The organism is Streptomyces sp. NPDC043680, assembly GCF_056436685.1.
The window spans coordinates 388189-414427 of sequence record NZ_JBWKCE010000002.1 but is presented as its reverse complement, the minus strand read 5'-3'; the positions used below and the strand labels follow the sequence as shown (position 1 = coordinate 414427).

The 26239-nt window shown below is 72.2% G+C and carries 25 protein-coding genes and 1 pseudogene; 7 read left to right on the top strand and 19 right to left on the bottom strand.

The window, feature by feature from the left end:
* Positions 1-41 precede the first annotated feature (41 nt).
* Complete coding sequence (locus AC0666_RS05245; protein ID WP_478707119.1) at positions 42-731, top strand: class I SAM-dependent methyltransferase; 690 nt, start codon at positions 42-44, stop codon at positions 729-731.
* Between the two features lie 46 nt (positions 732-777).
* On the opposite strand, the gene era is transcribed toward AC0666_RS05245, so the two are convergent.
* Both era and AC0666_RS05235 read right to left on the bottom strand, forming a co-directional pair.
* Entirely contained in the window at positions 778-1728 is a 951-nt protein-coding gene (gene era / locus AC0666_RS05240; protein WP_468968520.1) for a GTPase Era, read from the bottom strand.
* A 361-nt stretch (positions 1729-2089) separates the two neighbouring features.
* Entirely contained in the window at positions 2090-3109 is a 1020-nt protein-coding gene (locus AC0666_RS05235) for a GlxA family transcriptional regulator (protein WP_478707118.1), read from the bottom strand.
* Positions 3110-3179: 70 nt separating this feature from the next.
* On the opposite strand from AC0666_RS05235, the gene AC0666_RS05230 reads away from it, so the two are divergent.
* A complete protein-coding gene (locus tag AC0666_RS05230) occupies positions 3180-4487 on the top strand; it encodes an MFS transporter (protein WP_468967843.1) in 1308 nt (435 codons plus the stop codon).
* A 48-nt stretch (positions 4488-4535) separates the two neighbouring features.
* Here the strand turns inward: AC0666_RS05230 and AC0666_RS05225 are convergent, their stop codons facing one another.
* From AC0666_RS05225 to hrcA, 12 genes are all read right to left on the bottom strand, one after another.
* Positions 4536-4892 (bottom strand): cytidine deaminase, encoded by a 357-nt coding sequence (locus AC0666_RS05225; RefSeq protein ID WP_468583049.1) that lies wholly within the window; start codon positions 4890-4892, stop codon positions 4536-4538.
* Between the two features lie 244 nt (positions 4893-5136).
* Positions 5137-5490, bottom strand: coding sequence for an MmcQ/YjbR family DNA-binding protein (locus AC0666_RS05220; RefSeq protein WP_468967848.1), 354 nt, complete (start codon positions 5488-5490; stop codon positions 5137-5139).
* Complete coding sequence (locus tag AC0666_RS05215; RefSeq protein ID WP_468967851.1) at positions 5487-6791, bottom strand: hemolysin family protein; 1305 nt, start codon at positions 6789-6791, stop codon at positions 5487-5489. The genes AC0666_RS05220 and AC0666_RS05215 overlap by 4 nt, the downstream gene beginning before the upstream one ends.
* Positions 6788-7285 (bottom strand): rRNA maturation RNase YbeY, encoded by a 498-nt coding sequence (ybeY, locus tag AC0666_RS05210; protein ID WP_469155941.1) that lies wholly within the window; start codon positions 7283-7285, stop codon positions 6788-6790. Before ybeY ends, AC0666_RS05215 begins: the two co-directional genes overlap by 4 nt.
* 13 nt (positions 7286-7298) lie before the next feature.
* The gene (locus AC0666_RS05205) at positions 7299-8345 is read right to left on the bottom strand and encodes a PhoH family protein (RefSeq protein WP_356852206.1); all 1047 of its coding nucleotides are present in this window, start codon (positions 8343-8345) and stop codon (positions 7299-7301) included.
* A gap of 471 nt (positions 8346-8816) precedes the next feature.
* The gene (locus AC0666_RS05200) at positions 8817-9914 is read right to left on the bottom strand and encodes a PfkB family carbohydrate kinase (RefSeq protein WP_468967857.1); all 1098 of its coding nucleotides are present in this window, start codon (positions 9912-9914) and stop codon (positions 8817-8819) included.
* 156 nt (positions 9915-10070) lie between these two features.
* Positions 10071-10976, bottom strand: coding sequence for a ribonuclease Z (locus tag AC0666_RS05195; RefSeq protein ID WP_468967860.1), 906 nt, complete (start codon positions 10974-10976; stop codon positions 10071-10073).
* A gap of 3 nt (positions 10977-10979) precedes the next feature.
* Positions 10980-11339, bottom strand: a complete 360-nt coding sequence (locus AC0666_RS05190; RefSeq protein ID WP_361713723.1) for a histidine triad nucleotide-binding protein — start codon at positions 11337-11339, stop codon at positions 10980-10982.
* Positions 11340-11422: 83 nt separating this feature from the next.
* Positions 11423-12166, bottom strand: coding sequence for a 16S rRNA (uracil(1498)-N(3))-methyltransferase (locus tag AC0666_RS05185; protein WP_468967862.1), 744 nt, complete (start codon positions 12164-12166; stop codon positions 11423-11425).
* Positions 12163-13254: a nitronate monooxygenase gene (locus AC0666_RS05180; RefSeq protein WP_468967865.1), complete on the bottom strand. Its 1092-nt coding sequence runs from the start codon at positions 13252-13254 to the stop codon at positions 12163-12165. The genes AC0666_RS05185 and AC0666_RS05180 overlap by 4 nt, the downstream gene beginning before the upstream one ends.
* Positions 13255-13423: 169 nt before the next feature.
* The gene (dnaJ, locus tag AC0666_RS05175; protein ID WP_361713718.1) at positions 13424-14563 is read right to left on the bottom strand and encodes a molecular chaperone DnaJ; all 1140 of its coding nucleotides are present in this window, start codon (positions 14561-14563) and stop codon (positions 13424-13426) included.
* The gene (hrcA, locus tag AC0666_RS05170; protein WP_361713716.1) at positions 14564-15580 is read right to left on the bottom strand and encodes a heat-inducible transcriptional repressor HrcA; all 1017 of its coding nucleotides are present in this window, start codon (positions 15578-15580) and stop codon (positions 14564-14566) included.
* Between the two features lie 137 nt (positions 15581-15717).
* Here hrcA and AC0666_RS05165 point away from each other — a divergent pair, with 137 nt between their 5' ends.
* The 3 genes and pseudogenes from AC0666_RS05165 to AC0666_RS05155 all read left to right on the top strand — a co-directional run bounded on the left by AC0666_RS05165 (position 15718) and on the right by AC0666_RS05155 (position 17817).
* A complete protein-coding gene (locus tag AC0666_RS05165; protein ID WP_478707117.1) occupies positions 15718-16443 on the top strand; it encodes an MBL fold metallo-hydrolase in 726 nt (241 codons plus the stop codon).
* A 28-nt stretch (positions 16444-16471) separates the two neighbouring features.
* Positions 16472-17272, top strand: a complete 801-nt coding sequence (locus AC0666_RS05160) for a DUF3097 domain-containing protein (protein ID WP_468583037.1) — start codon at positions 16472-16474, stop codon at positions 17270-17272.
* 125 nt (positions 17273-17397) lie between these two features.
* Positions 17398-17817: pseudogene (locus AC0666_RS05155) on the top strand (scabin-related ADP-ribosyltransferase).
* 26 nt (positions 17818-17843) lie between these two features.
* Here the strand turns inward: AC0666_RS05155 and hemW are convergent.
* The 3 genes from hemW to lepA all read right to left on the bottom strand — a co-directional run bounded on the left by hemW (position 17844) and on the right by lepA (position 23202).
* Entirely contained in the window at positions 17844-19076 is a 1233-nt protein-coding gene (gene hemW, locus AC0666_RS05150) for a radical SAM family heme chaperone HemW (protein WP_361713709.1), read from the bottom strand.
* Between the two features lie 116 nt (positions 19077-19192).
* On the bottom strand, positions 19193-21085 hold the full coding sequence (locus AC0666_RS05145; RefSeq protein WP_478707116.1) for an AMP-dependent synthetase/ligase: 1893 nt from the start codon (positions 21083-21085) through the stop codon (positions 19193-19195).
* Between the two features lie 251 nt (positions 21086-21336).
* Positions 21337-23202, bottom strand: coding sequence for a translation elongation factor 4 (gene lepA / locus AC0666_RS05140; protein WP_468583032.1), 1866 nt, complete (start codon positions 23200-23202; stop codon positions 21337-21339).
* Positions 23203-23428: 226 nt separating this feature from the next.
* Between lepA and rpsT the strand changes: the two genes are divergently transcribed.
* Positions 23429-23695 (top strand): 30S ribosomal protein S20, encoded by a 267-nt coding sequence (rpsT, locus tag AC0666_RS05135; protein ID WP_356852183.1) that lies wholly within the window; start codon positions 23429-23431, stop codon positions 23693-23695.
* Between the two features lie 302 nt (positions 23696-23997).
* Here the strand turns inward: rpsT and holA are convergent, their stop codons facing one another.
* Positions 23998-24996 (bottom strand): DNA polymerase III subunit delta, encoded by a 999-nt coding sequence (holA, locus tag AC0666_RS05130; protein ID WP_468583031.1) that lies wholly within the window; start codon positions 24994-24996, stop codon positions 23998-24000.
* Between the two features lie 76 nt (positions 24997-25072).
* On the opposite strand from holA, the gene AC0666_RS05125 reads away from it, so the two are divergent.
* Positions 25073-25315 carry a hypothetical protein gene (locus tag AC0666_RS05125; RefSeq protein ID WP_468583029.1) on the top strand — a complete coding sequence of 81 codons (243 nt, stop codon included), beginning with the start codon at positions 25073-25075 and terminating at the stop codon, positions 25313-25315.
* Positions 25316-25344: 29 nt separating this feature from the next.
* Here AC0666_RS05125 and AC0666_RS05120 read toward each other — a convergent pair whose 3' ends face one another.
* Positions 25345-26226: a YceI family protein gene (locus AC0666_RS05120; protein ID WP_468967879.1), complete on the bottom strand. Its 882-nt coding sequence runs from the start codon at positions 26224-26226 to the stop codon at positions 25345-25347.
* Positions 26227-26239 lie beyond the last annotated feature (13 nt).

Sequence of the window (26239 nt, the reverse complement as noted above, 5' to 3'; positions counted from 1 at the left end):
AGCATCGGGCTGTCCGCTCACCGCACGGGAAGAAGCCCCGCATGACGCAGCAGCACCACGACCACGACCAGCACGCCCGCCACGCCGACCGCGTTGCCGAAGGGGGCGCGGGCGAGGAGTACTGGGACGACCGCTACCGCGAGAGCACCCGCGTCTGGAGCGGCAACCCCAACGCCGCCCTGGTCCGGGAGGTTGCGCAGCTCACCCCGGGCCGGGCGCTCGACCTCGGCTGCGGGGAGGGCGCCGACGCCGTCTGGCTGGCCCGCCGTGGCTGGCGGGTGACCGGCACCGACATCTCCGGCGTCGCCCTGGAACGGGCCGCCGCCCATGCCGCCGAGGCGGGGGTCGCCGACCGCATCGAATGGCAGCGGCACGACCTCGCGGAGTCCTTCCCGGCCGGGGAGTTCGACCTGGTCTCCGCCTGTTTCCTGCACACGTACGGGGAGTTCCCCCGCGACCGGATCCTGCGGACGGCCGCCGCCGCGGTGGCCCCCGGCGGGGTCCTGCTGGTCGTCGGCCACGCCGGCTGGGCGCCCTGGCAGACCGAGGAACGCCCCGAGGTGCACTTCCCGACCCCGGACGAGGTGCTGGCGCAGCTGGAACTGCCCGACGGCGCCTGGGAGGTCCTGCTCGCGGAGGAACACGTACGGGTCCAGGACCAGCCCGACGGCCGGCCCGGAACCCGTACGGACAACGCGGTGAAGGTCCGGCGGCTCGCCCAGGCCTCGTAACCCGTTTCGTCGGACCCTGCGGCCGCGGCAGCCGCGGCGGCAGGGTTCAGAAGCCGAGCTTGCGGAGCTGCTTGGGGTCCCGCTGCCAGTCCTTGGCGACCTTGACGTGGAGGTCGAGGAAGACGGGGGTCCCGAGCAGCGCCTCGATGTGCTTGCGCGACTTCATCCCGACCTCCTTGAGGCGGGAGCCCTTCGGGCCGATGATGATGCCCTTCTGGCTCGGCCGCTCGATGTAGACGTTGGCGTGGATGTCGAGCAGCGGGCGGTCCGCCGGGCGGTTCTCGCGCGGGATCATCTCCTCGACGACCACGGCGATGGAGTGCGGGAGCTCGTCGCGCACGCCTTCCAGCGCGGCCTCGCGGATCAGCTCCGCGACCATGACCATCTCGGGCTCGTCGGTGAGGTCGCCCTCCGGGTACAGCGGCGGGCTCTCCGGCAGCAGCGGCGCGATCAGGTCGGCCAGCAGCTGGACCTGGCTGTCGCCGACCGCCGAGACGGGAACGATCTCGGCCCACTCGAAGCCCAGCTCCTCGGCGAGCTGGTGGACGGCGATGAGCTGCTCGCCCACCACCTTGGACTCGACCAGGTCGGTCTTGGTGATGATGGCGATCTTGGGGGTCTTCTTGATCCCCGCGAGCTCCTTGGCGATGAATTTGTCGCCGGGGCCCAGCTTCTGGTCGGCCGGCAGGCAGAAGCCGATGACGTCGACCTCGGCCCAGGTGGTGCGCACGATGTCGTTGAGGCGCTCGCCGAGCAGGGTGCGCGGCTTGTGAAGGCCGGGCGTGTCGACGAGGACGAGCTGGGCGTCGGGGCGGTGCACGATGCCGCGGACGGTGTGGCGGGTGGTCTGCGGCCGGTTGGAGGTGATCGCGACCTTGGTACCCACGAGTGCGTTGGTCAGGGTCGACTTCCCCGCGTTGGGGCGGCCGACGAAGCAGGCGAAGCCCGCACGGTGCGGGCCGGTGGACTCGGGGGAACGATCGCTCATACGGGCCATTCTCCCCGATGCCGCCCCCGGCGCCGACCAGGCCGCGGCGGCGGGGGCGGGCACGGGCCACGACAGGGTCGGCAGCGGGGTCGCCGCGTACACGCCCGGCGAGGTGTCGGGGCCACTCGGAGTACGCCCGGGCTGCCGACGGCGCAGCGGCTCGGGCTGCCCGGGCGGACCGTGCGCGAGGAGGTCCGGTGCAGCCCGCCGCCCGGGGTCCGGACGGAGGGCTGCGCCGGGTCCGGTGAAGTCCGTCACCCTGCCGGTCAGCGACCGCCCCCCGGTCAACCCCACGCGTCCGCGACCGTGATCGTGACCGTCCCGATCCGGCCCGGGGCCGCTCCCCCGCGGCGGCAGCCGGCCGGAGAGGTCAATGCCCGGATCCACCCTCTCCTGAGGGACCATCAGGGCAGGACGCGGTGCGGCACGTGGCGCGGAAGGTGCGCCGGTAGGCCGTCGGGCTCACGCCCAGCGCCGCCTGGACGTGCTTGCGCAGCGACTGCGCCGTCCCGAAGCCTGTCTCCCGCGCCACCTGTTCCATCGGCAGCTCGGTGCGTTCCAGCAGCCGCCGGGCCCGCTCCACCCGCTGCCCGGTGATCCATTCGCCGGGGCTGATCCCCGCCTCCTCGCGGAACCGGCGCGTGAAGGTCCGTACCGACATGGCCTCCTGGCGCGCGAGGTCCACCAGGCGCACCGGCTCGTGCAGCCGGTCCAGCACCCAGGCGCGGGCCGCGGCGGTGCTGGCGAGCTGCGGCTGCGGCACCGGGCGCTCGATGAACTGGGCCTGCCCGCCGTCGCGGTGGGGCGGTACGACCGTGCGCCGGGCCACCTCGTTGGCGACGGCGGCGCCGTGGTCGCGGCGCACGATGTGCAGGCACAGGTCGATGCCCGCGGCGACTCCGGCGGAGGTCAGCACGTCCCCGTCGTCGGTGTAGAGCACGCCGGGATCCACCCGTACGGCCGGGAAGAGGCCCTGGAAGTGCTCGGCGGAGGCCCAGTGGGTGGTGGCGGGGCGGCCGTCGAGGTACCCCGCGGCGGCCAGGACGTAGCCGCCCGTGCAGATGGAGACGAGCCGGGTGCCGGCCCGGATGTGGGTGAGGGCGGCGGCGAGCTCGTCGGTCAGCCGCCCCTTCTCGTATACCGGGCCGAGCTCGTACGAGGCGGGCACGACCACCGTGTCGGCCGTGGCGAGCAGTTCCGGCCCGTGCTCGACGTCGACGGCGAAGTCGGCGTCGGTGCGCACCGGCCCGGGGGCGAGGGCGCAGGTCAGGATCTCGTAGAGCGGCGTCCCGGCGGAATCTCTGGCCCGGCCGAAGATCCGGTGCGGGATGCCGAGCTCGAAGGGCAACAGCCCGGGGAGTGCGAGGACGACGACACGGTGAGGGGCCATGGCCCGATCGTATCGAAGGGTGTCGTTCAGGCCACTGTCGTACGGGGGGCGTCCGGCGGAAGCTGTCGGGGTGACGCAGACAGCCCCCGCCTCCACGCCCACCCCGGCCCCCGCCCGCACCGCCGGGCCCGGACGCATCCACCGCGCCTGGTTCGTCGCGGTCGTCACCTTCGTGACGATCATCGGAGCCGCGGCCTTCGCCTCCCTGCCCGGTCTGCTCATCGAGCCGCTGCACGAGGAGTTCGACTGGTCGCGCGGGACGATCGGCTTCGCGGTCTCGGTGAACCTCGCGCTGTACGGGCTCACGGCCCCCTTCGCCGCCGCGCTGATGGACCGTTTCGGCATCCGCCGGGTCGTGGCGTTGGCCCTGCTGGTGATCTCCGGAGGGTCCGTCGCCACCGTGTGGATGACCGCGGCCTGGCAGCTGGTGCTGTTCTGGGGCGTGCTCGTGGGGCTCGGCAGCGGCTCGATGGCGCTGGCCTTCGCAGCGACGGTGACCAACCGCTGGTTCACCGCCCGGCGGGGCCTGGTCACCGGGATCCTGACCGCGGCCGGTGCCTCCGGTCAGCTGGTCTTCCTGCCGCTGCTGTCCTGGCTGGTGGAGCACCACGGCTGGCGGCCGGCGGCCGTGACGGTCTCGCTGGCGGCGCTGTCCGTGGCCCCGTTCGTGTGGCTGCTGCTGCGGGACCACCCGGCGGACGCGGGCCTCGCCCCGTACGGGGGTGCGTACGCGCCGAAGCCCGCCCCGGTCCCGGGCGCGGCCCGCCGAGCCGTGACGGTGCTGTTCAAGGCGGCGCGGACGGGGCCGTTCTGGCTGCTGGCGGGCACCTTCGCGATCTGCGGGGCCTCGACCAACGGTCTGGTCAAGACCCACTTCGTGCCGGCTGCCCACGACCACGGCATGCCCGTGACCGCGGCGGCCGGACTGCTCGCGGTGATCGGCGTCTTCGACGTGGTGGGCACCGTGGCCTCCGGCTGGTTCACCGACCGCTTCGAGGCGCGGCGGCTGCTGGCCGTCTACTACGCCCTGCGGGGCGTCTCGCTCCTCTTCCTGCCGCTGCTGCTGGCGCCGTCCGTGCACCCGCCGATGGTCTTCTTCATCGTCTTCTACGGCCTCGACTGGGTCGCGACCGTGCCGCCCACGGTCGCCCTGTGCCGTGAGCACTACGGGGAGGACAGCGCGATCGTCTTCGGCTGGGTCCTGGCCTCGCACCAGGTGGGCGCCGCGCTGGTGGCGTTCCTGGGCGGACTGGCGCGGGACGTGTTCGGCTCGTACGACGTCGTCTGGTACGCCTCGGGCGCGCTGTGCGCGATGGCCGCGCTGATGGCGATGGTCATCCGCCGCCGCCCCGTACCCGCCGCGGCCGCGGCGGCGTAACGGCAGCAGCGGACGGCCGGGGTCGGCGGGGGCGGCGGGCGGGGTGGTTCAGCCGCCGGCCGGGGTGGTCGACCGGAGCGTGCCGTCGGGGGAGGCCAGCAGGACCGGGGTCGCCGGGCCGCCGAGGTCACGGACCGCGGCCCGGTCGGCGTCGGCCACCGTCTGCGCCGCGCTGACGACGGCCGCCGCCTCCAGCGACTCGGCCCCGCTCGCCACGGCCATGGCGACGGCGGTCTGGAGCGCGCTCAGCTTCAGGGACTCCAGTTCCACCGTGCCGGCGACGTACGTACGGCCGGTCTCGTCGCGCACCGCCGCCCCCTCGGGCACGCCGTTGCGGGCCCGGGCGCTGCGCGCCAGCGTGATGATCTTGGTGTCCTCGGGGTTGATCCCGGTGCTGTCGGTCATGGCGAAAGCATATGGAGCGCCTCGGCGGGGCCGTTGCACGGCCCCGCCGAGGCGCTCTCCCCTCCGTCCCCCGTGTCCCCCGGGTCCACGCACAGTGGGGGACTAAACCTACGCCTTACATAAGGAATTCCCGCGCCCGGAAGGCCACTCGCCTCAGTGACCTTCGTCCCACAGACATTCCGGGCACCGCGCTCAAGGCGTAGGGGGTGAGGGGCCGGTCATAGGGGTTACGACCACCCGGACGTCAGGGCCGGTCGAGCCGCAGCCGCTCCGCCCTCGGCAGGCCCGCGACCACCAGGTCGTACGAGTCCTCGACGAGCTCCCGGACCATCGCCTCCGGCAGTCCGCCCACGGTCACCGTGTTCCAGTGCCGCTTGTTCATGTGCCAGCCCGGCACGATCGCCTCGTGCTCCTCGCGCAACCGCACCGCGAGCTCCGGTTCGCACTTCAGGTTCACCTTCAGCGGGTCCCCGTCCAGCGCCGACAGCGCGAACACCTTGCCCAGCACCTTGAAGACGGAGGTCTCGGCGTTGAACGGAAACTCCTCCACCGCCGCGTTGAAACCCAGGCAGAAGGCGCGCAGTTCGGCCGGGGTCACTCCCCCGCCCCGCCCTCTTCCACGACCGCGGGGAGCGGCTCCACCAGCACCGTCACGATCTTGTTGCGGCGCCCCGCCGGGGACTCCGCCGTCAGCCGCAGCGGCCGCCCGTCCGGCAGTTCCACCACCGCCGAGGCGCCCGCGATCGGCACCCGCCCCAGGGCCTTGGCGAGCAGGCCGCCGACGGTCTCCACGTCCTCGTCGTCGAAGTCCTCGACCTTGAACAGCTCGCCGAGGTCGGTGATGTCCAGACGCGCCGTGACCCGGTAGTGGTCCTCGCCCAGGTCCTCGACGGGAGCGAGCTCGCGGTCGTACTCGTCGGTGATCTCGCCGACGATCTCCTCCAGGATGTCCTCGATGGTGACGATGCCCGCGGTACCGCCGTACTCGTCGATGACGACCGCCACGTGGTTGCGCACCTGCTGCATCTCCCGCAGCAGGTCACCCGCGTTCTTGGTGTCCGGCACGAACACCGCGGGCCGCATCGCCGTCGAGACCAGGTCGCTCTCCGCGTCCCGGCTGATGTGCGTCTTGCGGACCAGGTCCTTCAAGTACACGATCCCGACGATGTCGTCCTCGTTCTCGCCGGTCACCGGGATCCGCGAGAAGCCGGACCGCAGAGCCAGCGTGGTCGCCTGACGGATCGTCTTGTACCGCTCGATGCAGATCAGGTCCGTCCGCGGCACCATCACCTCGCGCACCAGGGTGTCCCCCAGCTCGAAGACCTGGTGCACCATCCGGCGCTCCTCGTCCTCGATCAGCGACTCCTTCTCCGCCAGGTCGACCAGGGCCCGCAGCTCCGCCTCGGAGGCGAACGGGCCCTTGCGGAAGCCCTTTCCGGGCGTGAGCGCGTTGCCGATGAGGATCAGCAGCTGCGGGATCGGCCCCATCACGCGGGCGAGCGGGACGAGGACGTACGCGGCGGCCGTCGCCGTGTTGAGGGGGTGCTGGCGGCCGATGGTGCGCGGGGAGACCCCGACGGCCACGAAGGACACGAGCACCATCACCGCGATCGCGACGAGCAGCGCCTTCCAGTTCTCGCCGAACTCGTCCAGGCAGACGTACGTGACGAGCACGCCCGCCGCCATCTCGCAGGTGACCCGGACCAGCAGCGCCACGTTCAGGTAGCGGGTCGGGTCGCCGGCGACCTGGGCGAGCTTCTCGCTGCCCCGCCGGCCCTCGCGTACGGCCTGCTCGGCGCGGAAGCTGGAGACCCGGGCGATCCCGGCCTCGGCGCACGCCGCGAACCAGGCCACGACGACCAGCAGCACCGCGCCGGTGATCAGCTGGGGGGCGGTCACGAGACGGTCGGGGCCGGGGACGGACCGGTCATGCCGCGCTCGGAGCGCCAGCCGTCGACGATGGCCGCCTGGAGGCCGAACATCTCGGCCTTCTCGTCCGGCTCCTCGTGGTCGTACCCCAGGAGGTGCAGCACCCCGTGCACGGTCAGGAGCTGGAGCTCCTCGTCCATGGAGTGCTGCGTCGGGGCGTCCTGGCCCTGCTTCTTCGCGACCTCGGGGCAGAGCACGATGTCACCGAGGAGCCCCTGCGGGGGCTCCTCGTCGTCCTTCGCCGGCGGACGGAGCTCGTCCATCGGGAAGGACATGACGTCGGTGGGTCCGGGCAGATCCATCCACTGGATGTGCAGCTGCTCCATCGCCGCCTCGTCGACGACGATGACGGAGAGCTCGGAGAGCGGGTGGATCCGCATCCGGGTGAGCGCGTAGCGGGCGATGTCGAGGATCGCCTGCTCGTCGACCTCGGTTCCGGACTCGTTGTTGACGTCGATCGACATGGTGCGCTGGGTTCTACTTCCGCTGGTAGCCGTTCCGGGACGGGTTGGCGTCCTGGCTGTCGTCGTACTTCTCGTACGCGTCGACGATACGGCCGACCAGCTTGTGCCGGACGACATCCTCGGACGTGAGCCGCGAGAAGTGGATGTCCGGAACGCCTTCCAGGATCGACTGGACCTGGCGCAGACCCGACTTGGTGCCGCCGGGAAGGTCGACCTGGGTGATGTCACCCGTGATGACGATCTTCGAATCGAAGCCGAGCCGGGTCAGGAACATCTTCATCTGCTCCGGACTCGTGTTCTGCGCCTCGTCGAGGACGACGAAGGCCTCGTTGAGGGTGCGGCCGCGCATGTAGGCGAGCGGGGCCACCTCGATGGTCCCGGCGGCCATGAGCCGGGGGATCCGGTCCGGGTCGATCATGTCGTGCAGGGCGTCGTACAGCGGCCGCAGGTACGGGTCGATCTTGTCGAAGAGCGTGCCCGGCAGGAAGCCGAGCCGCTCCCCCGCCTCGACGGCGGGGCGGGTCAGGATGATCCGGCTGACCTGCTTGGACTGCAGGGCCTGGACGGCCTTGGCCATGGCGAGGTAGGTCTTGCCGGTACCGGCGGGGCCGATGCCGAACACGATCGTGTTCTTGTCGATCGCGTCGACGTACCGCTTCTGGTTGAGGGTCTTGGGGCGGATGGTGCGGCCGCGGCTGGAGAGGATGTTCTGGGTGAGCACCTCGGCCGGGGTCTCGTCCGGCCCGTTGCCGTTGTCGCTCGCCTTGAGCATGGCGATCGAGCGTTCCACTGCGTCCTCCGTCATCGGCTGCCCGGTGCGGAGCACCAGCATCATCTCGTCGAACAGGCGCTGGATCAGTGCGACTTCCGCCGCTTCGCCGACCGCGCTGACCTGGTTGCCCCGGACGTGTATGTCGACGTCCGGGAAGGCCCGCTCGATCACACGCAGCAGGGCGTCACCGGAGCCGAGCACGGCCACCATCGGGTGCCGGGCCGGAACGGTGAAGTGGGCGCGCGCCTGGCCCGGCGCCGGGGTCTGGGCTGTGGGTGTCTGAGTCATGGGCCGGCACTGTGGCCTGCACATACCTCCTGCTGAGGGGCCGCGCCGATCGACGACCTCCGGAGTACCAGGGTACGTCGCCGCCCGCACATCCCCGAGGCCTTTTCCAGGCCCCTCCGAAGCCCAGGGGGAGGGGGCGCGGTCCCTGAGCCGGACCGGACCGTGGTGGGGCGACCTCGACGGGTCACCGACGGGCCACCAGCGGGGACGGCCCGGCGGGGACCGGCCCGCCGGGGGAGGGGGCGGGGCGGGGTGTTGACCGGGGCGTAGAACGTGATTTGTTGGCGCCTGACCCCGATCACCAAGGCGATCCGGATCAGGCGCCTAAATCATGAGCCCCGGACGACACCCCGCCCCGCCCCCGCCCCCGGCCCCGGCCGGCCACCGATCCCGCCCCGCCACCACCGCTCCGGTTCCAGGACACCGGCGGAGCCCGGGCGCCCGGCGGCGGTACGTCGGGTGAGCCGCCGGCTAGGCGGTGTGGCGGAAGCCGATCGTGGGGACCGCCCGGCGCCGCGGCGCCGCCTCCGCCCCCGGCGGGATCAGCTCGTCCAGGAAGCGGTAGCGCCCCCGCAGGGCCTCCGGGGCCGTGCGCCACCAGTGGGCCACCTCCGGCCACCCGGGGGCCGAGAGGGAGCCCCCGAACTCCTGGACCGACAGGGCGGCCGTCAGGCCGGCGAAGGCCAGCCGGTCGGCCAGCGGCCAGCCGGCCAGGGTGCCCGTGACGAAGCCCGCCACGTAGACGTCGCCCGCCCCCGTCGGGTCCAGCGCGTCCACCGCGATCCCCGGCACCTCCGCCGTCTCGCCCGTGCGCCCGTCCACCGCGTACGAGCCCTCCGCCCCCATGGTCACCACCGCCACCGGCACCCGGTCCGCCAGCGCCCGCGCCGCCGCCCTCGGACAGTCGGTCCGGGTGTACCGCATCGCCTCGCCCGCGTTCGGCAGGAAGGCCTCGCAGTGCTCCAGGTCCGCCAGTGCCCCGAGGTCCCACCGCCCGCTCTCGTCCCAGCCCACGTCCGCGAAGACGCGCGCCCCGCGCCGGGCGGCCTCCCCGATCCAGCCGTCCCTGCGGCCCGGCCCCAGCGAGGCCACCGCCGCCCGGGTACGCACCGGGCACAGCGGGAACGGCCCGGTGCCCGCGGGGGGCGGGGCCTCGTGGCCGTGCGAGACCATCGTGCGCTCGCCCTCGTACGCCATCGAGACGGTGACCGGGCTGTGCCAGCCGGGGATGGTGCGCGACCGGGAGAGGTCGATGCCCTCGCCCTGCTCCAGGGCGTCCCAGCAGTACTCGCCGTAGTGGTCGTCCCCGAACGCCGCAGCCAGCGACGTCCGCAGCCCGAGCCGGGCCAGCGCCGTGGCCATGTTGGCCACGCCGCCGGGGCTGGAGCCCATGCCGCGCGCCCAGGACTCCGTACCGCGCACGGGGGCCGAGTCGAGGCCGGTGAAGATGATGTCGAGGAAGACCGTGCCGGTCAGGAAGACGTCGCAGCCGGGTTCCTGCGGGTCGCGCAGCGGACCGAGGGGATCCACGGCTGCGTCGCGGCTGGTGAGGCTGTCCCGACTGGTCACGGTGTACTCCCCGTTGGTGCGAAGGCTCGTTTCTGCAAGCGGGCATCGGTGGAAAGCTGCCTGGAAAGCTGCCAGGCCTGCCCGTCCCCGGGTGGACCAAACCCCAGTGTGGCGCACCTCACACCGCCTGCGCCGTCTCCGTGGCGTGGTCCGCCCTCAGGACCGCTTCGGCAGGGGAACCCGTACGAGGTCCGCGGCGATGGTGAGCTCGCCCTCGAAACCGGCCTCACGGGCCCGGCGTTCGAACTCCGAGGGATCGGAGTAGCGCTGCGAGAAGTGCGTCAGCACGAGGTGGCGTACGCCCGCGTCGCGCGCGACCCGTGCCGCCTGCCCGGCGGTCAGGTGCCCGTGCTCCACGGCCAGCGGCTCGTCCTCGTCGAGAAACGTCGATTCGATGACCAGCATGTCGCAGCCCTCGGCGAGCTCGGCCACGCCGGAGCAGAGCCGGGTGTCCATGACGAAGGCGAAGCTCTGCCCGGGCCGGTGCTCGCTGACCTCGTCGAGCGCGATCCCGTTCAGGCTCCCCTCGCGCTGGATCCGGCCCACGTCGGGGCCCTTGATCCCGTGCCGCGCGAGCAGTTCGGGCACCATCCGGCGTCCGTCGGGCTCGGTGAGCCGGTAGCCGAAGGACTCCACGGGGTGGGAGAGCCTGCGGGCCTCCAGCCGGTACGAGGCGCCCTGGGCCAGCGTCCCGTCCCCGGCCACGGCCTCCTCGCGCAGCTGCACCGTCTCCCGGTAGGCGGTGGCGTACCGCAGCCGGTCGAAGAACTTCTGCCCGGAGGCCGGGTAGTGCGCGGTGACGGGGTGCGGGACCCGGTCGAGGTTGATGCGCTGGATCACCCCGGCGAGTCCGAGGCTGTGGTCACCGTGGAAGTGGGTGACGCAGATCCGGTGGATGTCGTGCGCGGCCACCCCCGCCCGGACCATCTGGCGCTGGGTGCCCTCGCCCGGGTCGAAGAGGATGCCCTCGCCGTCCCAGCGCAGCAGGTAGCCGTTGTGGTTGCGGTGGCGGGTGGGCACCTGGCTGGCGGTGCCGAGCACCACGAACTCGCGTACGGACACGGCTTATCCCGGGGGCCACTGGAGGCCGCGGCCGCCCAGGAGGTGCGCATGCGTGTGGAAGACCGTCTGGCCCGCCCCGACGCCCGTGTTGAACACGATCCGGTAGCCGTGGTCGTCGATCTTCTCCTCGGCGGCGATCTCCCCGGCCACGCGCAGCAGGTCGGCGGTGATCACCGGTTCGGCGGCGGCGAGCGCGGCGGCGTCCGGGTAGTGCACGCGGGGGATGACGAGCACGTGGGTGGGTGCCTGCGGGTTGATGTCGCGGAAGGCGACGGTCGTCTCGGTCTCCTTGACGAGAGTCGCCGGGACCTTCCCCGCGACGATCTTGCAGAACAGGCAGTCCTCCTGCGGTTCCCCGGCCATTGCTTCGCCTTCCGTGACGGTGACGCGTGAAAGTTGATCAGCTCGGGCATCGTATCCGGCGGCGCCCGCGCCCTCACGGGGTTTCAGGACCAGCGCCCCGAGCGGGCGAGCAGCACCGCCGCCGCCGCCGTGCCCGCGGTGGAGGTCCGCAGCACCGAGCGGCCCAGGCGGTACGGGTGCGCGCCGGCCGCCGCGAAAGCCGCCAGCTCCTCCGGGGAGACGCCCCCCTCGGGCCCGACCACCAGGACGACGGAGCCCTCGGCCGGAAGCTCGGCGGCGGCCAGGGCCTGCGAGGGCGCGTCCCGGTCCTCGTGCAGGACCATCGCCAGGTCCGCCTCGGCCAGCAGCGCCGCCACCTGCTTGGTGGACAGGGCCTCCGCCACCTCGGGGAAGCGGACCCGGCGGGACTGCTTGCCCGCCTCCCGGGCCGTGGCCCGCCACTTGGCGAGGGACTTGGCCCCCCGTTCGCCGCGCCACTGGGTGATGCAGCGCGAGGCCTGCCAGGGGACGATCGCGTCCACGCCGGTCTCGGTCATCGTCTCGACCGCCACCTCGCCCCGGTCCCCCTTGGGGAGGGCCTGCACGACGGTGATGCGCAGGGCCGGCTCCGCCTCCCGGCCCGTGGCGGACACCGAGACGACGAGCCGGTCCTTGCCCTCGGCCGCCTTGACGACGCCCTCCGCCCAGCCGCCGCGGCCGTCCGTGAGGACCACCGCCTCGCCCGGGCCGAGCCGCTTCACGGACACCGCGTGCCGGCCCTCCGGGCCGTCCAGCACGCACTCCGGCCCCGCGGGGACCTCCTCGACCACGAACACGGGGGCGGTCATGACGTACTCCTCTTCTGCATGTCGTTCAACGCACTCTGGGCCTCGGCCAGTTCCGCCGCCAGCACCTCCACCAGCTCCCCGGCCGGCAGCGCCCGGGCCAGCCGGTGACCCTGGCCCGCCCACAGCGCCATCCCCTGGGGGTCCCCGGCGTCGGCGGCCGCCTTGCGCAGTCCTGCCGTCATGTGGTGGATCTGCGGGTACGCGGCGGGCGCGTACGGCCCGTGCTCGCGCATGAAGCGGTTCACCAGGCCGCGGGCCGGCCGTCCGGAGAAGGCCCGGGTCAGCTCCGTGTGCGCGAACAGCGGGTCGGTGAGCGCCTTCTTGTGCAGCGGGTGCGCCCCCGACTCGGGGCACACCAGGAACGCCGTACCGAGCTGCGCCGCGTCCGCGCCCGCCGCCAGCAGCGCCGCGATCTGCGAGCCGCGCATCAGACCGCCCGCCGCGATGATCGGCAGGGCCGTGGCCTCGCGTACCTGCGCCACCAGCGCGAGCAGCCCCACGCCCGCTGTGCCGTCAGCCTGCGGGTCGTCACGGTGGGTGGCCTGGTGGCCGCCCGCCTCGATGCCCTGGACGCACAGGGCGTCGGCGCCGGCGGCCTGCGCGGCGCGCGCCTCGTCGACCGAGGTCACGGTGACGACGGTGTACGTGCCGACCTTGCGCAGGGAGGCGAAGACCGCAGGGGCGGGGCAGCCGTAGGTGAAGGAGACCACGGGGACCGGGTCTTCGAGGAGGATCGCCAGCTTGGCGTCGTAGCCGTCGTCGCTGGTGCCGATGATGTCCTCGTCGGCGAGGGAGACGCCGTACCAGTTGGCCTCGCCGGCCAGCTGCCCGCGGTACGCCTCCACGGCGGCCGGGTCGACGTAGCCGGTCTGCGGCATGAAGAGGTTCACGCCGAACGGCCGCCGGGTGAGTGCGCGCAGCCGCTTGATCTCCTGGTACATGCCATCGGCGGTCTTGTAGCCGCCGGCGAGGAAGCCCAGCGCGCCCGCCTCGCACACGGCGGCGGCGAGCGGCGGGCACGAGGCGCCGCCCGCCATGGGAGCCTGCACGATCGGGTATGCGGAGAGACCGTTCGGTGCGGAGGACATGGACTGCATCGTGCCATGTCCCGCTCACGGGGCCGAATCATGGCATTCGCCTGGCATAGTCCGCTTCCCGGCGGCTCTGCGCGCGGCCCCGCGGCCCATGCGCCGAGCCCGGTCCGGGGCACCCCCGGACCGGGCTCGTACGTGCTCTGGCGCGTGGCGCAGCAGCCGGTCAGCGGCCGTTGAAGGCGTCCTTCAGGCGGCTGAAAAGGCCCTGCTGGCCCGGCGCGAACTGGCCCATCGGCCGCTCTTCACCGCGCAGCTTCGCGAGCTGGCGCAGCAGCTCCTCCTGCTGGGCGTCGAGCTTCGCCGGGGTCATGACCTCGACGTGGACGATCAGGTCGCCGCGCCCGCCGCCCCGCAGGTGGGTGACCCCGCGACCGTGCAGCGGGATCGACTGGCCGGACTGGGTGCCGGGCCGGATGTCGATCTCCTCCATGCCGTCCAGGGTCTCCAGCGGGCACTTCGTGCCCAGGGCCGCGGCCGTCATCGGGATCGTCACCGTGCAGTGCAGGTCGTCCCCGCGCCGCTGGAAGACCGGGTGCGGGAGCTCGTGGATCTCCACGTACAGGTCGCCGGCGGGGCCGCCGCCGGGGCCGACCTCGCCCTCGCCCGCGAGCTGGATCCGGGTGCCGTTCTCGACACCGGCCGGGATCTTGACCGTGAGGCTGCGGCGGGAGCGGACCCGGCCGTCGCCCGCACACTCGGGGCACGGGGTCGGGACCACGGTGCCGAAGCCCTGGCACTGGGGGCAGGGGCGCGAGGTCATGACCTGGCCCAGGAAGGACCGGGTGACCTGCGACACCTCACCGCGACCACGGCACATGTCACACGTCTGCGCCGAGGTGCCGGGGGCCGCGCCCTCGCCGGAGCAGGTGGTGCACACGACGGCCGTGTCGACCTGGATGTCCTTGGTCGTCCCGAAGGCCGCCTCGTCCAGCTCCAGGTCGAGGCGGATCATGGCGTCCTGGCCGCGGCGGGTCCGCGAGCGCGGGCCGCGCTGCGAGGCCTGGCCGAAGAAGGCGTCCATGATGTCGGAGAAGTTGCCGAAGCCTCCGGCCCCGAATCCGCCCGCACCGCCGCCACCGCCCGAGGAGGACAGCGGGTCGCCGCCGAGGTCGTAGACCTGCTTCTTCTGCGGGTCCGAGAGGACCTCGTAAGCCGCGTTGATCTCCTTGAAGCGCTCCTGCGTCTTCGGGTCCGGATTCACGTCCGGGTGGAGTTCGCGGGCAAGACGGCGGAAGGCCTTCTTGATCTCGTCCTGGGATGCGTCGCGGCGCACGCCGAGAACGGCGTAGTAGTCCGTGGCCACTTACGACTCCGCCAGGATCTGTCCGACGTAACGTGCCACTGCGCGTACCGCTCCCATCGTTCCGGGGTAGTCCATGCGGGTCGGTCCGACCACGCCCATTTTGGCGACAGTTTCGCCGCCCGAACCGTAGCCGACGGAGACGACGGACGTGGAGTTCAGCCCCTCGTAGGCGTTCTCGTGCCCGATCCGTACGGCCATCCCCGACTCGTTGGCCTCGCCCAGCAGCTTGAGGAGCACCACCTGCTCCTCCAGCGCTTCGAGCACCGGCCTGATCGTCAGGGGAAAATCGTGTCCGAAGCGGGTGAGATTGGCGGTGCCGCCGATCATCAGCCGCTCCTCGGCCTCCTCGACCAGGGTCTCCAGCAGGGTCGCGAGCACCGTCGAGACCGTGCCGCGGTCCTCAAGCTCGAAGGACTCCGGGAGGTCCTGTACGAGCTGCGGCACGTCGGTGAACCGGCGGCCGACGACCCGGCTGTTGAGCCGCGCCCGCAGGTCGGCGAGCGAGGTCTCGCCGAAGGGGGCCTGGCAGTCGACGAGCCGCTGCTCGACCCGGCCGGTGTCCGTGATCAGGACCAGCATCAGCCGGGCCGGCGCCAGCGAGAGCAGTTCCACGTGCCGCACGGTGGACCGGGTCAGGCTCGGGTACTGGACGATGGCGACCTGCCGCGTCAGCTGCGCGAGCAGCCGTACGGTGCGCCCCACGACGTCGTCGAGGTCGACGGCCCCGTCGAGGAAGTTCTGGATGGCCCGGCGCTCCGGCGTCGACAGCGGCTTGACCCCCGCCAGCTTGTCGACGAAGAGGCGGTAGCCCTTGTCGGTGGGGATCCGACCGGCGCTGGTGTGGGGCTGGGCGATGTAGCCCTCCTCCTCCAGCACGGCCATGTCGTTGCGCACCGTGGCGGGCGACACGCCCAGCCGGTGCCGCTCGGTGAGCGCCTTGGAGCCGACCGGCTCCTCCGTCCCGACGTAGTCCTGGACGATGGCGCGCAGCACCTCAAGTCTGCGTTCGCTGAGCATGGCGCACACCTCCAGTGGTCGTCGTCGTTGCTGTCCGGCTGGCACTCGCATCGTTCGAGTGCCAGCGATCCCCCGGCCAGTGTACGGCCGGGCGGTACACCCCCGGCAAGGGCGGCCCGCCAGGGTAGCGTCGCGGCATGGAACTGCGATGGGAAGAGGCCGGCTGGGAGCGCTTGACCGGACGGACCGGACGGCGGCGGCTTCCGGTGTGGGACTGCACGGCGGGGCTGGTGGTGGGCAACGAATCCGTGCTCCTGATCGACCCCGGTTCCTCCGTGCGCGAGGGCGCGCAGCTGCGGGCCGAGGCGGAGCGGCTGACGGGTCGGCGCGTGACCCATATCGCATTCACCCACGGACATTTCGATCACGTCCTGGGCGCCTCCTCCTTCGCCGGGGCGGAGGTCTACGGGGCGGTCGGGCTGGACTCCGCACTGACGGCGGGCCGCGCGGAGCTGCGGGAGGACGCGGTCCGGCACGGGCTGGCGGAGGCGGACGCGACCGAGGCGGTGGACGTGCTGGTGCTGCCGAAGCACCCGGTGTCGGGCGAGTGGACGCTGGAGCTGGGCGGCTTGCAGGTGCTGCTGGCCAACGTGGGGCCCGGGCACACCCGCTACGACCTGGCGGTGTGCGTGCCGGGCGAGCGCGAGGTGGTCTTCTGCGGGGACCTGGTGGAGGAGTCGGGCGCACCGCAGGCGGGCCGGGACGCCGTGCCCGCGCAGTGGCCGGCGGCGATCGACCGTCTGCTGTCGCTGGGCGGGGACGACGCACTGTACGTGCCGGGTCACGGAGCGGTGGTCTCCGCCGCCTTCGTCCGTGCGCAACGCGACACACTGCGGGGGCTGTTCGGCGTGTCGGAGGGCTGAGCGCGGGGGCTCTTCTACTGTCGGCCGGATGCGTGAGTACTCCCCCGACCTGACCCCGCAGTGGAAGCGCGCCAAGGCCGTGCCCGAGGTACCGGCCGAGCCCGGCCTGGTGGTCGAGGCGGCGGACACGGACTTCTGCGGCGCGGTGGTGGCCTGCGAGGCCGGCACGGTGACCCTGGAGGACCGCTTCGGCAAGCGGCGGGTGTTCCCGTTGGCGCCCCGGGGCTTCCTGCTGGAGGGCGCGGTGGTGACGCTGACCCGCCCGGTGCGGGCGCCGAAGGGTCCCGGGCGGACCGCGTCGGGCTCGGTGGCGGTGCCGGGGGCGCGGGCGCGGGTGGCCCGGGCCGGGCGGATCTACGTCGAGGGGCGGCACGACGCGGAGCTCGTGGAGCGGGTCTGGGGCGACGACCTGCGCATCGAGGGCGTGGTGGTGGAGTACCTGGAGGGCGTCGACGACCTGCCCTCGGTCGTGGCGGAGTTCGGACCGGCCCCGGACGCCCGGCTGGGCGTCCTGGTCGACCACCTGGTCCCGGGCTCGAAGGAGTCCCGTATCGCGGCCTCGGTCGTCTCGCCGGACGTGCTGGTGGTCGGACACCCGTACGTGGACGTCTGGCAGGCCGTGAAACCGTCCGCACTGGGCATCGCGGCCTGGCCGGTGGTCCCGCCGGGGCAGGACTGGAAGACGGGCGTCTGCCGGGCCCTGGGCTGGCCGGAGAACACCGGTGCCGCCTGGCGGCACATCCTGTCCCGGGTGCACTCGTACAAGGACCTGGAGCCCGCCCTGCTCGGCCGCGTCGAAGAGCTGATCGACTTCGTGACGGCGCCCTGACCGGAGGCCTGCGCCCCCTGGACACGCCACCTTCTGGTGACAGTACGTGTGCGGGGTGCGACGGAAGGCAAGGCTACACGCCATGATCACCTTCGACCTGCGGCAGCGCGCGGTGCTGCGCCGCGATCCTGCTCGCCGCCGCCCTGCTCCCACCCGCCTCGGCCTCGGCCACGCCCGCGGCGCACGCCGCCCCGGCGAATTCCTGCCCCCGGGTGGGCGACCACCTCTTCGCCGCCGCCGACAAGCGGGCCGACGTGAACCGCATCACGCCGTCCCCGGCCTGACGGATCAACTGCAAGCAGCTCTACCGCTCCGACAGCCGTCCGCCGGCAGCATCGACGCCCCCCGGCGGCGTGGACGTCAACCTGACCATCGGCGACACCCACAAGTACGCCTCCCAGGTGGAGGTCGCCTTCCCCGGCGGTATCGAGCGGTCGTTCATCGTCGCGGTCTGCCCGGTCGACAAGGCCACCAAGACCGAGATCATGAACGAGTGCCAGGACAACCCTCACCACAAGCCGTGGCGCGACAGCTGGCCCGACTGACCCCGGCCGGCCCGGGCGGGGCCCGGTCAGTCGACCAGGTCCCGCACCACCGCATCGGCCAGCAGGCGCCCGCGCAGGGTCAGGACCGCGCGCCCCGCCTCGTACGGGGCCGCCTCCAGCAACCCGTCTGCCAGCGCCTTCCCGGCCGCCTTGAGCCCCGCCGGGGCCAGCAGGGACAGCGGGACGCCGTCCACCAGCCGCAGCTCCAGCAGGATCCGTTCGACGCGGCGGTCCTCCTCCGTGAGGAGTTCGCGGCCCGCCCCGGGGGAGCGCCCTTCCGCCAGCGCGGCGGCATAGGCGCCGGGGTGTTTCACGTTCCACCAGCGCACGCCGCCGACGTGGCTGTGCGCGCCGGGGCCGGCGCCCCACCAGTCGGCGCCGCGCCAGTACAGCTCGTTGTGCAGGCAGCGGCCCGCCTGCGAGGTGGCCCAGTTCGAGACCTCGTACCAGGAGTACCCGGCCTCGGCCATGACCGCGTCGGCGATCAGGTACCGGTCGGCGTGGACGTCGTCGTCCGTCATCGGGACCTCGCCGCGGCGGATCCGCCGCGCCAGCTGCGTGCCCTCCTCGACGATCAGCGCGTACGCCGAGACGTGGTCCGGCCCGGCCGCGAGTGCGGCTTCCAGGGAGTCCCGCCAGTCCTGGTCCGACTCCCCCGGCGTGCCGTAGATCAGGTCCAGGTTGACGTGCTCGAAGCCCGCCGCACGGGCCTCGGCGACGCAGGCCTGCGGGCGTCCGGGGGTGTGGGTGCGGTCCAGCACCTTCAGGACGTGCTGCTTGGCACTCTGCATGCCGAAGGAGACCCGGTTGAAGCCGCCGGCCCGCAGCTCCGCGAGGTACGCCGGATCGACCGACTCCGGATTCGCCTCTGTGGTGATCTCGGCGTCCTCCGCGAGGCCGAACTCCTCGCGGATCGCCGCCAGCATCCGTACGAGGTCCCCGGCGGGCAGCAGCGTCGGCGTACCGCCGCCCACGAACACGGTCCGCACGGCCCTCGGGTCGTCCCCGAGGACCTTGCGGGCGAGGCGGACCTCCTGGATCAGGGTGTCGGCGTAGTTCTCCCGGGAGGCGAGCACGCCGCCGGTGCCGCGCAGCTCGGAGGCGGTGTACGTGTTGAAGTCGCAGTACCCGCAGCGCGTGGCGCAGTACGGGACGTGCAGGTAGAACCCGAGCGGCCGGTCCCCGGCTCCCGCCAGGGCATGCGACGGCAGCGAGCCGTCTTCGGGCACGGGGACACCGTCGGGCAGGGCGGAAGGCATGCCCCCATTGTCCCGCACCCCGAACCGGGCCCCGGACGCCTGCCCGGGGCCGGCCGGCCCGGCGGACCGGGCGCCCGGCCGGGCCCGGCCCCGCCCTGCCGGGCCCGCCGCGGGGGCTACGCCTCGCGCGAGCCCTCGTACATCTCCTCGATCAGGTGCTTGAACTCACGCTCGACCACGGGCCGCTTCAGCTTGAGGCTGGGGGTCAGGTCGCCGTGCTCGACGTCCAGGTCGCGCGGCAGGATCCGGAACTTCTTCACCGTCTGCCACCGCTGCAGGCCCTCGTTCAGGGTCTGTACGTAGGTCTCGACCAGCCGGTTGGTCTCCGGCGCGGCCAGCACCTCCCCGTACGTCCTGCCCTCCAGCCCGTTCTCGGCGGCCCAGCCCAGGATGGCCGGCTCGTCGAGGGCGATCAGGGCGGTGCAGAAGTTCCGGTCGGCGCCGTGCACGACGATGCTCGACACGTAGGGGCAGATCGCCTTGAACTGGCCCTCGATCTCGGCCGGCGCGACGTACTTGCCGCCCGAGGTCTTGATCAGGTCCTTCTTGCGGTCGGTGATGCGCAGGTAGCCGTCGGGCGAGAGCTCGCCGATGTCGCCCGTGTGCAGCCAGCCGTCCTCCTCCAGCACCTCGGCGGTCTTCTCGGGCTGGCCGTGGTAGCCCTGCATGATGCCGGGGCCGCGCAGGAGGATCTCGCCGTCCTCGGCGATGCGGACCTCGGTGCCGGGGAGCGGCTTGCCGACGGTGCCCGTGCGGTAGGCCTCGCCCGGGTTGACGAAGGAGGCGGCGCTGGACTCGGTGAGCCCGTAGCCCTCCAGGATGTTGATGCCGGCGCCGGAGAAGAAGTAGCCGATCTCGGGGGCGAGGGCGGAGGCGCCGGAGACCGCGGCGCGCAGCCGGCCGCCGAAGGCCTCGCGGAGCTTGGAGTAGACGAGGGCGTCGGCGATCTTGTGCTTGGTGGCGAGGCCGAAGGGGACGGTGGCGTTGCCGGTGCGGCGGTGGTTGTCCTGCCTGGTCTTGGCGTACTCGCGGGCGACGCCGACCGACCACTGGAAGATCTTGTACTTGGCGCCGCCGCCGGCCCGGGCCTTGGCCGCGACCCCGTTGTAGACCTTCTCGAAGATGCGTGGGACGGCCGCCATGTAGGTCGGCTGGACCACCGGGAGGTTCTCGATGATCTTGTCGATCCGGCCGTCGACGGCGGTGACGTGTCCGACCTCGATCTGCCCGGAGGTCAGCACCTTGCCGAAGACGTGGGCGAGCGGCAGCCACAGGTACTGGACGTCGTCGCTGGAGATCATGCCGGTGGCCACGGTCGCCTTGGCCATGTAGGACCAGTTGTCGTGGGGCAGCCGTACGCCCTTGGGGCGGCCGGTGGTGCCGGAGGTGTAGATGAGGGTGGCGAGCTGGTCGGCGGTGATGGCCGCGATCCGCTTCTCGACCGCGCCCGGGTGCTGGGCCAGGTACTCCTTGCCGCGCGCCTCCAGGTCGGCGAGGGAGAGCACCCAGCCCTCCGGGTCGCCCTCGGCCGGCACCGCGTCGGCGGCCTCCACGACCACGACGTGGGCGAGCTCGGGCAGGTCGGCTCGCCGCTCGCGGGCCTTGGCCAGCTGGGCGGCGTCCTCGGCGATCAGCACGCGGCTGTCCGAGTCGGCGAGGATGAACGCCGACTCCTCGGCGTTCGTGCTCGGGTAGATCGTCGTGACGGCACCGCCGGCGCACATCACGCCGAGGTCGGCGAGGATCCACTCGACGCGGGTGTTGGAGGCGAGCGCGACCCTGTTCTCCGGCTGGAGGCCGAGGTCGATCAGGCCGGCGGCGATGGCGAAGACCCGCTCGGCCGCCTGGCCCCAGCTCAGCGACTTCCAGTCGTCGGGGCCGCCGTGGCCGTCCGCCGCCGGCACCGGGTACCGGTAGGCCTCGGCGTTCGGCGTGGCGCCGACACGCTCAAGGAAGAGGGCCGCCACGGTGGGCGGGCGGTTCTCGATCAGGGTCTGTGTGTCGCTCACGGACGTCCTCCGGACCACGCGGCAGGGCCTGTCATTCAAGGCGGTGAATGAAGGCTTCCAACAGGGCTTGCAACCAGGGCTGCGACCAAGGTGGCGGCCAAGGCTTGTAACTGGCGAGTAACCAACGGGTGTGATCAGACTAGGGGCCCTCCGGCTGGCGCGTAAGAGCCCCTGAGCCGCCGATTCATAACGAAACAGGCCCCTGCGACGGCGCGCGGAGGCCTGTTTCGTATGCCATGGGGCGGGTGTGGCTACTTCTTCTTGCCACCGGACTCGTCGCTGGAGAGGACGGCGATGAAGGCCTCCTGGGGGACCTCCACGGAGCCGACCATCTTCATGCGCTTCTTGCCTTCCTTCTGCTTCTCCAGCAGCTTCCGCTTACGGGAGATGTCACCGCCGTAGCACTTGGCGAGGACGTCCTTGCGGATGGCGCGGATGGTCTCGCGGGCGATGACGCGGGAGCCGACGGCCGCCTGGATCGGCACCTCGAAGGCCTGCCGCGGGATGAGCTCGCGCAGCTTGGCGACCAGGCGCACGCCGTAGGCGTAGGCGGCGTCCTTGTGGCAGACGGCGGAGAAGGCGTCGACCTTGTCGCCGTGCAGCAGGATGTCGACCTTGACCAGGCTGGAGGCCTGCTCGCCGGTGGGCTCGTAGTCGAGGGAGGCGTAACCGCGCGTCTTGGACTTCAGCTGGTCGAAGAAGTCGAAGACGATCTCCGCGAGCGGGAGCGTGTAGCGGATCTCGACCCGGTCCTCGGAGAGGTAGTCCATGCCGAGCAGGGTGCCGCGGCGCTGCTGGCAGAGCTCCATGATGGCGCCGATGAACTCGGTCGGCGCGAGCACGGTGGCCCGTACGACCGGCTCGAACACGTCCTTGATCTTGCCTTCGGGGAACTCGCTCGGGTTGGTGACGGTGACCTCCTTGCCGTCCTCCAGCACCACCCGGTAGACCACGTTGGGCGCGGTGGCGATCAGGTCGAGGCCGAACTCGCGCTCCAGGCGCTCCCGGACCACGTCCAGGTGGAGCAGGCCGAGGAAGCCGACGCGGAAGCCGAAGCCGAGCGCCGCCGAGGTCTCCGGCTCGTAGACCAGCGCGGCGTCGTTGAGCTGGAGCTTGTCCAGGGCCTCGCGCAGGTCGGGGTAGTCCGAGCCGTCGAGCGGGTACAGGCCCGAGAAGACCATCGGCTTCGGGTCCTTGTAGCCGCCGAGGGCCTCGGTCGCGCCGTTGGCCAGGCTGGTGATGGTGTCACCGACCTTGGACTGGCGGACGTCCTTCACGCCGGTGATGATGTAGCCCACCTCGCCGACGCCGATGCCGTCGGCCGGGGTCATCTCCGGGGAGGAGACGCCGATCTCCAGCAGCTCGTGGGTGGCGCCGGTGGACATCATCTTGATGCGCTCGCGCTTGTTGAGCTGACCGTCGACCACACGGACGTACGTCACGACGCCGCGGTACGAGTCGTAGACCGAGTCGAAGATCATCGCGCGGGCGGGGGCGTCCTTGACACCGACCGGGGCCGGGACGGTGGCGACGACCTTGTCGAGCAGCACGTCCACGCCCAGACCGGTCTTCGCGGAGACCCGCAGGACGTCCTCGGGCTGGCAGCCGACCAGGTTCGCGAGCTCCTCGGCGAACTTCTCCGGCTGCGCGGCCGGCAGGTCGATCTTGTTCAGCACGGGGACGATCGCCAGGTCGTTCTCCATCGCCAGGTACAGGTTGGCGAGGGTCTGCGCCTCGATGCCCTGGGCGGCGTCGACCAGGAGGATCGTGCCCTCGCACGCCGCGAGGGAGCGCGAGACCTCGTAGGTGAAGTCGACGTGCCCGGGGGTGTCGATCATGTTCAGGATGTGCGTCTTGCCCTGGTCGTCGCCCGTGGTGGGCGCCCAGGGCAGTCGGACCGCCTGGGACTTGATCGTGATGCCGCGCTCACGCTCGATGTCCATGCGGTCGAGGTACTGGGCGCGCATCTGCCGCTGGTCGACGACACCGGTGAGCTGGAGCATCCGGTCGGCAAGGGTCGACTTGCCGTGGTCGATGTGCGCGATGATGCAGAAATTGCGGATCAGCGCCGGGTCGGTACGGCTCGGCTCGGGCACGTGGCTGGGGATCGCGGGCACGCAGTGTCCTGATTCTCGGGTCGCAGTCGGAAGCGTTGTCTGAGCGTCGGTCTCCGCGACAGTTCGGGTCTGTACGCAGGTTCCCATGGTCCCATGAACGAGGCAGTGCGCTCGGTTTGGGCCGGTCGGAGCGCGCCTGGTAGCCTGGGCAGCTGTGTCTCGTATGCCCTCTCAGCTGTCGGGACACAATCCGAAGATCAAACTCTGAACCTGAAAAGGCTCTTTCGTGGCGAACATCAAGTCCCAGATCAAGCGGAACAAGACGAACGAGAAGGCCCGCCTTCGCAACAAGTCCGTCAAGTCCGAGCTCAAGACCTTCATCCGCAAGGCCACCGAGGCCGTTGCCGCCGGTGACGTCGAGAAGGCCACCGCGGCCGTTCGCGTCGCTTCGCGGAAGCTGGACAAGGCCGTCTCGAAGGGTGTCATCCACAAGAACGCCGCCGCCAACAAGAAGTCGGCGCTGGCCTCCAAGGTTGGCTCCCTCCAGGGCTGAGCTACCTGATGTGAAAGCCGGGTAGGGACCCAGCGGGCCCTCTCTTCCGCTCCCGACCGGCACTCCGCGCCGCACGCGGCCTGCGTTCGCCACGCGGGTGCGGCGCACCAGAAGCAACCGAAGGCCCCGTTCCCCACCCTTCCCCAGGGCGGAGACCGGGGCCTTCGGCATGGGCTTGCACCGCGGCGCAGGCAGCTGCCGACGGGCCCGGCGGGGCAGGCGGCCCTGCCCGGGCCGGCGGACCGGCGCAAGCGGCCCCGCCGCAGGGCGGGGCGTCCGGGTCTTGGCGCCCAGCGCCGGGCTCAGTATGCGGAGCGGCGGGGGCGGGCCGCGCGGGCGACGGCTACGACCGCCTTCTCCAGCGCGTACTCGGGGTCGTCGCCCCCGCCCTTGACGCCGGCGTCGGCGTCCGCGACGGCGCGAAGGGCGTCCGCGACGCCGTCCGCCGACCAGCCGCGCATCTGCTGCCGCACCCGGTCGATCTTCCACGGCGGCATGCCGAGGTCCCGGGCGAGATCGCCGGGCCGGGCCCCGCGCGGCGCCGAGGCCAGCTTTCCGATCGCCCGGACCGCCTGCGCCAGGGCGCTGGTGATCAGGACGGGCGCCACTCCCGTGGACAGGGACCATCGCAGGGCTTCGAGCGCCTCCGCCGCCCGCCCCTCGACCGCCCGGTCGGCGACCGTGAAGCTGGAGGCCTCCGCCCGCCCGGTGTAGTAGCGGCCGACCACGGACTCGTCGATGGTCCCCTCGACGTCCGCGCACAGCTGCGCCACCGCGCTCGCCAGCTCCCGCAGGTCGCTGCCGATCGCGTCGACCAGCGTCTGGCACGCCTCCGGGGTCGCCGACCGCCCCAGCGTGCGGAACTCGCCCCGTACGAACGAGAGCCGGTCCGCCGCCTTCGTCATCTTCGGGCAGGCGATCTCCCGCGCCCCCGCCTTGCGCGCCGCGTCGAGCAAGCCCTTGCCCTTGACGCCGCCCGCGTGGAGGAGGACGAGGACGATCTCCTCGAACGGCGCCGCGAGGTACGCCTTCACCTCCTTGACCGTGTCCGCGGACAGGTCCTGCGCATTGCGTACGACCAGCACCTTGCGCTCGGAGAAGAGCGAAGGACTGGTCAGCTCGGCGAGCGTGCCGGGCTGGAGCTGCTCGGGGGCGAGATCGCGCACGTCCGTGTCGGGGTCGGCGGCGCGGGCAGCCGCCACCACCTCCCGCACGGCGCGGTCGAGCAGCAGGTCCTCCTGCCCCACCGCGAGGGTGAACGGGGCGAGCGGATCGTCGGTGGAGTTCTTCCTGGTGGCCATCGCCTCCAGCATCCCACGCCGCACTGACAGCCCCCCGCGCCGCGGCCCCCCTCAGCGCATACTTGAGAATGGTCGCGTGAACGTGCGACATGTGCTGGTGCTGCCCGACCGCGACGCCGCCGAGGAGGTGGCCCAGGAGGTGGCCGACCGCTTCGGCCTCCCGGAGGAGCCGCAGTTGGTCCGCGACGCCCTGGCCGGTGAGGACGACGCCGAGGACGCCCAGTGGCTGGTCGTCGTCGAGGACCCCCAGGAGCGGCTCGACGCAGCCCTGCTGGACGGCCTCGCCGGCGCGTACGAGGGCTGGCTGGAAGCCCCGTAGGCCCTCCGCCGGACCTCCGCCGGCCTGCCCTACGCCTTGTGGACGATCTGGACGTCCAGGGTCACGTCCACGCTCGAACCGATCGCCGCGACCCCATGGGCCAGCACCGACTGCCAGTTCAGGGCGAAGTCCTCGCGGTGCAGCTCGGCGGTGGCCCGGCAGGCGGCGCGCGGCTCGCCCTCCAGGCCCGTGCCGAGCCCGAGGTACTCGGTGTCCAGGGTCACGGAGCTGCTGACCCCGTGGAGGGTCAGGGCACCCGCGACGGCCCAGCGGCTGCCGCTGCGGTGGATGAACCGCTCGCTGTAGAACTCCACCGTCGGATACCGGGCCGCGTCGAGGAAGTCGGCGGAGCGCAGGTGGTCGTCCCGCATCCGCAGACCGGTGTCGATGCTCGCCGCGTCGATGATCACGTGCATGGAGGAGTCCTCCATGCGGTCGGCGATCCGCACGGCCCCCGCAAAGGTGTTGAACCTGCCGCGGATCCGCGCGAAACCGATGTGCCGGGCCGTGAACGCGACGCACGAGTGCGCCGGGTCGAGCTCCCAGTGGCCGGGCTGCGGCAGCAGCGGCGGTTCCACCGCGTCCAAAATGATCTCCGCGGTGCCCGCCTGCGCCGGATCCCCCACGAGCGTCGCCCCGTGGAACGGCGCGTAGCCCTCGGCGGTGACGAGGAGCCGGTACTCCCCCTCCGGCACGGCCGCCGTGAACCCGCCGTACGGGTCCGTCTCGCCGCTGACGATGCGCCGGCCTATCGGGTCGGTGACCTCGAACCTCGCCTGCCGGACCGGCTGGTGGACCGTGTCGAGGACGCGGCAGCTGAGCAGGCGCGCCGCATGAGGCAGCGTCAGTGTCGCGGTGGAATTCGGGCCGGCACTCCCGGCCGTATCCAACCCCCGTCGGCGACCGAACATGGTTGATGCACCC